General features: G+C 38.7%; 6 protein-coding genes. All 6 read left to right on the forward strand.

What is annotated here, in order from left to right; genetic code table 11:
- On the forward strand, nt 1-465 hold a 465-nt coding region (locus AYJ08_RS03505), incomplete at its 5' end, for a spore germination protein (RefSeq protein WP_197490572.1).
- Entirely contained in the window at nt 462-1,565 is a 1,104-nt protein-coding gene (locus AYJ08_RS03510) for a GerAB/ArcD/ProY family transporter (RefSeq protein WP_064016609.1), read from the forward strand. The genes AYJ08_RS03505 and AYJ08_RS03510, both read left to right, overlap by 4 nt.
- Nucleotides 1,565-2,683 carry a Ger(x)C family spore germination protein gene (locus tag AYJ08_RS03515; protein ID WP_064016610.1) on the forward strand — a complete coding sequence of 373 codons (1,119 nt, stop codon included), beginning with the start codon at nt 1,565-1,567 and terminating at the stop codon, nt 2,681-2,683. The genes AYJ08_RS03510 and AYJ08_RS03515 overlap by 1 nt, the downstream gene beginning before the upstream one ends.
- Nucleotides 2,684-3,178: 495 nt before the next feature.
- On the forward strand, nt 3,179-3,469 hold the full coding sequence (locus tag AYJ08_RS24275) for a PLAT/LH2 domain-containing protein (protein WP_231928982.1): 291 nt from the start codon (nt 3,179-3,181) through the stop codon (nt 3,467-3,469).
- A gap of 245 nt (nt 3,470-3,714) precedes the next feature.
- Nucleotides 3,715-3,876 (forward strand): hypothetical protein, encoded by a 162-nt coding sequence (locus AYJ08_RS23800; RefSeq protein WP_197490573.1) that lies wholly within the window; start codon nt 3,715-3,717, stop codon nt 3,874-3,876.
- Between the two features lie 155 nt (nt 3,877-4,031).
- Nucleotides 4,032-5,087 carry a Cfr family 23S rRNA (adenine(2503)-C(8))-methyltransferase gene (locus AYJ08_RS03525; protein WP_064016611.1) on the forward strand — a complete coding sequence of 352 codons (1,056 nt, stop codon included), beginning with the start codon at nt 4,032-4,034 and terminating at the stop codon, nt 5,085-5,087.
- The last annotated feature ends 270 nt before the right edge of the window (nt 5,088-5,357 follow it).

The following is a 5,357-nucleotide window of genomic DNA, read 5'->3' on the forward strand; positions in this document are numbered from 1 at the left end:
CTGGAAATGATGCGAGAGGCAGGAATTCGGCTACCGGCTCCGATCGGACAGACCGTCGGACTTGTTGGCGGTATAATTATCGGGCAGACAGCCGTACAGGCGGGAATTGTCAGCAATATCATGGTTATCGTCGTTGCCTCTACGGCAATTGCATCCTTCATCATGCCTAATTATGATATGGGAACTGCGATTCGCTTCCTGCGTTTTCCGATGATGCTGATTGCTTTTTTATATGGCTTTATTGGCATTGTATGCGGCGGCATGCTTCTTGTCTCTCATTTGACCTCGCTAACATCACTTGGAGTCTCATATGGCACTCCGTTAGCTCCTATCCGTTTTACCGATCTGAAGGATACATTCGTACGCTTTCCATTGTGGTTGATGAGAACACGTCCAGCTGGATCTCGCCCTAAACAGCTTCGGCGGCAAGGTAACAATAAGCCGGGAGGAGGCAATTCATCTTGAGTGGACATAGCAAATACCGTATCAGTTTTATGCAGTACACCTTGTTGATTCATGGTATTCAAGTGGCAACCAGCGTCCTGTCCCTGCCACGTCAGCTTGCGGAGATAGCCTCGACCGATGGCTGGATTGCGCTAGTGCTGTCTTGGCTGATTAATTTGGTATTTAGCGTCATTATGGTTGCTGTAATGGCGCAATACCCGGAAGATACTTTTTTTCAATTATTGGAACGTCTCTTTGGAAAAATCATCAGCAAGCTGCTTATTGCGTTGGTTACTTTACATTTCACATTTTCGGCATGGTCTACATTTATCTCAACTATGCTGTATACAAGGGCATGGTTCTTGACCATGACGTCGATTCCGTTTATTATGCTACTGCTCGTTATTCCTGCGTACATAACAGCGAGGAAGCATATTCTTGCTATCGCTAGATATTGTGAGGTTGTGTTCTTCCTAACAATATGGATGGCTCCTGTATTGCTGATACCACTGCGTGAGGGATATTTCATTCATCTGCTTCCTGTTATCAAGGAAGGCTGGGAACCCATCCTGCAGGCAATGCCGACAACGACGAAAGCCTATCTTGGATTTGAAATTTTATTCATCATCTATCCGTATCTTCGCCGCAAAGATCTGGCAGTCCATGGTATCGTGCTGGGCAATACCTTGACTATGCTTATTTATGTGTTCAGTACACTTGTTTGCTTTATTTTTTTCAGTCCAGAGGAGATTCTGGATTACAATCAACCTGTTTTGAACCTGTTGAAGCTCATCGAATTCCGCTTCTTGGAGAGGTTTGACATCGTTTTCCTAGCTTTGTATCTATTTGTTATCTCGACCTCGCTGATTCCATTTATCTATGGCGCCTCCGTCAGCGGAGCAAGTCTATTCGGCACAAAAAACCACGGCCCGTATGCACTGGCAATCTGCATCGGAACAGTCTTGATTGCTTCGTGGCTGAAGCCCTCTTGGTTTGAATCGTTACGCTGGAATCAATGGGTAAGCTATGTTGGCTTGATCGTTTCTTATCTCTTGCCCGTTTTACTATATCTATCCATTAAGGTTTACCAGAAGAGGCCACCGAGGGAGGCGAGTCGTTGATGCGCCGGTTATTGACAATCGCAATTATGCTTATCGCGCTTTTTCCAATCTCTGGTTGTAGCTATACAACGATTGAGAATATGACTCTAACGCTGCTTATCGGGATTGATCTGGATCATGACGGAAATTTGGTGTTCGGGATCTCTAGTCCGGTCTTCTCGAAGGAGGCGAAAGATAAGGAAGAAGAGTTCGAGGTCCGTGCAACAACCTTGCGGCATTCACGCGAAGGCTTCGATAAGCGGGCTTTGGGCTTGACTACGGCAGGCAAGACACAGATCGTGATTATTGGAAAAAAACTCGCCAAGCAAAAGGATTGGTCAATACTACTTGATCCGTTCTATCGAGACCCCAAAAGCACGGCCACGGCCCGTGTTGTCTATTATGACGGTTCCATTGACGAAATAATGCGCTATACGCCTAAAGACAAGCCCCGTTTACCATTGTATTTGTCAAACCTTGTGGAGACAGGTCTGTTTCGAAATGAGACGACCAAAACCACCATACAGGAATTCCATCGTCAATTGAAGGACGGTGGCATTACACCAAGCATTACGGCACTTCGCAAGGAACAGGAGCTTGTCTTGGCCGGTACGGCGTTATTGGACAAAGCTTCCCGCTTCAAAATGTTAGTTGATTCAGATGAAGGAAAGATGATTTATATCTTGCGCAAAAAAACAAGGGGAGAATTTCCTTTTACGTTACACCTGCCGAATGCTCCAGGACAAGACATTGATAAAGTGGACACGAAACGAATTAGCGTCAATCTCCACAGCATCAAGACAACAACGCAAGCTCGATATGAAAGGGACCGCTTCATATTTGATGTGAATGTTCATTCCACTGCTACTATTCCAGAGCGTCTATTCCCATTCAATGTGATGGAATCACCAGAGAGATTGGAAAAAATGATCGAAGAAAATCTGGAACAAAAATTCTCCAAAATGATTCGCAAACTACAAAAAGCCAAAATTGATCCAGTCGGATTCGGTATGTATGCACGAGCTTATACCTACCCCCAATGGAAAAAGGTGAAAGAGAATTGGCTGGACAACTTCCAGAAATCGAGAGTAAATATTAAGGTGAAGGTAAAAATCACCGGTATGGGGTCTGTCAAATGAGCAACTCTAGATTATATAGTCGTACTGTAGATGATTCGCTTGGATACTATTACGGGGCCGTATGTAATGGCAGGGGGATAAACGGGAATTTGCTCCTATAAGTTGGAGTGGAACAATAAACCGCTGAGCTAATCAATGTCTATGAAAATGGATTAACTCAGACTAGCTACTATAAAGAAAAGAAGCTCTTTTTTTGAAGAGGGCTTCTTTTTTTATCCTTGTAAGTGAGTAGCTAGGGTGGTTGTCTATTGAAATAAGATAGATACGTTATGGATTGTTTTAGCACCACCTGTCATGAACAGAAAGAGTAACAATCAAGACGATTGACGATTGCAGCGCTACTAAATTTTATATTATTCTAAATTTTATTTCACTAACAGTTAACTAATGTATGAAACATTTTTACAAAAATGAAAAAATTAGTCTCAGTAGTTTGCCTGTCTGTTTTTACACTTTGCTTCCCCATTGCATCACTTGCTGCACCTATCGAAATTCATGCAAAAATGGCAGCCTTTCCTGAAAAAAATTGGTATTTCATACAATGATGGGTATAAAAATACTGTCATCATAGAAACCGATTCAGAAGCGGATTCTGGCACTGATGCCAATATTAGTATCGCACTGTACGGAAATAAATATCGTACCGATTCTATAGCACTTCAAGGTAATTTCGAAGCGGGAGATAAGGAAACGTTTTATCTATTTACAGAGAAACCAATGGATGGAAATGGGTTTGGTTTATTTTGGGAGAAAGCCAGCTTGGAAAGTCAAGTCTGTCACTATTAACGGCAAGTTCTACAAGATAGATAAATGGATGGGTTTAGATGGTTCATACTTACAAAACGGTCAGATAATCCTTTAAAGAAAATGCAGACAGCTATGAAAACTTGAGAAAACATAAGAAAACGAGAGAATTTGCTTTCTACATAGAGGCAGGTTAGTTTTACAATAATTCTCAAATTACACTTTACGTATACTCGCTTTTATGTTAGATTACTCTATAATAAATTTGACAAAGGGAGGTGCAAGCAATGTTAACTGTTTTTAGAATTCTGTTTGGTAAAAATGTAAAAATTGGTAAGAATTTAACAGACAAAGGGAGTAGTCTGTCCTTTTTTATGCTATACAACCATACAAAAACAGTTATCGGAGCTTTACCTCTATGGCAAATAAATTACAAAGCAATGACTTAGAGTCCTTGTTTATTTATTTGTTCATATTTTAATTAAAGTTCAGCACCGATAATTCTATCGGTGCTTTTTTGGCGTGTACTTTTAACTTAAGGGATAGACAACTCCTTTCTATTTACTCCTATAAAACTAGAGAGTCTTATGGAAGGATGAGAAAGATGCAATTAAAACTAAGCAATAAGTATAGAAGAATAAAAGAATTCTTAAGGGAACATAAGTACCCTAATTTTAGAATGAAACAAATATTGAATGCCATTTTTAAAGAAAGAATAAATAAATTCAACGAAATTAATGTACTTCCAAAATCGTTAAGAGAAATTTTAGTTAAGGAATTTGGAGAGTCTATTTTAGATGTTGTTCCTTTAAAGGAACAACATTCTGAGCAAGTCACTAAAGTCTTATTTGAAATTTCAGGAAATGAAAAAATAGAAACGGTAAATATGAAATATAAAGCTGGGTGGGAATCATTTTGTATATCTTCTCAGTGCGGATGTAATTTTGGATGTAAATTTTGTGCAACAGGTGACATTGGATTAAAAAGAAATTTGACCTCAGATGAAATAACTGACCAAATCCTCCATTTTTACTTACAAGGTCACTCAATTGATAGTATTTCGTTTATGGGGATGGGAGAAGCGTTAGCCAATGTACAAGTTTTTGATGCCTTAGATGTACTCACTGATCCTACGCTATTTGCTTTAAGCCCTCGTAGGATATCTATTTCAACTATTGGTATTATACCAAGTATAAAAAAAATGACTCTGAATTATCCGCAAGTCAATTTGACGTTTTCGTTACATTCTCCTTTTAATGAACAACGAAGTAAGTTGATGCCGATTAATGATAGGTATCCATTATTAGATGTAATGGACACATTAGATGAGCATATACGGATAACATCAAGAAAAGCATATATTGCTTATATTATGTTACCTGGTGTGAATGATTCTATTGACCATGCTAAAGAAGTAGTAAGTCTATTAAAAGGTCGATATAAAGAAGGACGTTTATATCATGTAAATTTAATCAGATATAACCCAACCGTCAGTTCTCCTTTAAGATTCGGAGAAGTTGATGAAGGTCATGTTGTTAATTTTTACAAAAAATTAAAATCATCAGGTATTAATGTGACCATTAGGAGTCAATTTGGAATTGATATAGATGCTGCTTGTGGTCAATTGTATGGAAATTATCAAAAGAGCAACAAGCAGTAATTTGAGGTGAAGATGATGCTGAATTGTATTCCATAAAAAAATTTGTTACTATAAAAATACAATTATGAGAGGACTGATGGATGGACAATGATTAACTAATCTATATTTTTATTTGAAATGAATAACTTCAAACTACAAAATATAGGGTTAGTCTATCCATTTTTATAAATCAGTTTACACTTTATTTGTCATGATTCCAATGACAAAAAGAACTTATTTAATATGAGTGAGAGACGAATCCTTCCAAGTACAGATTGGGAGGATTTTTTA

This window comes from Brevibacillus sp. SKDU10 (genome assembly GCF_001645205.1).
GTDB lineage: Bacteria > Bacillota > Bacilli > Brevibacillales > Brevibacillaceae > Brevibacillus_B > Brevibacillus_B halotolerans.

Bases quoted from the DNA above. Each gene is read 5' to 3' on its own strand.
- AYJ08_RS03515 (WP_064016610.1), top strand. From the start codon at position 1,565: ATGCGCCGGTTATTGACAATCGCAATTATGCTTATCGCGCTTTTTCCA.
- AYJ08_RS24275 (WP_231928982.1), top strand. From the start codon at position 3,179: ATGCAAAAATGGCAGCCTTTCCTGAAAAAAATTGGTATTTCATACAAT.
- AYJ08_RS23800 (WP_197490573.1), top strand. From the start codon at position 3,715: ATGTTAACTGTTTTTAGAATTCTGTTTGGTAAAAATGTAAAAATTGGT.
- AYJ08_RS03525 (WP_064016611.1), top strand. From the start codon at position 4,032: ATGCAATTAAAACTAAGCAATAAGTATAGAAGAATAAAAGAATTCTTA.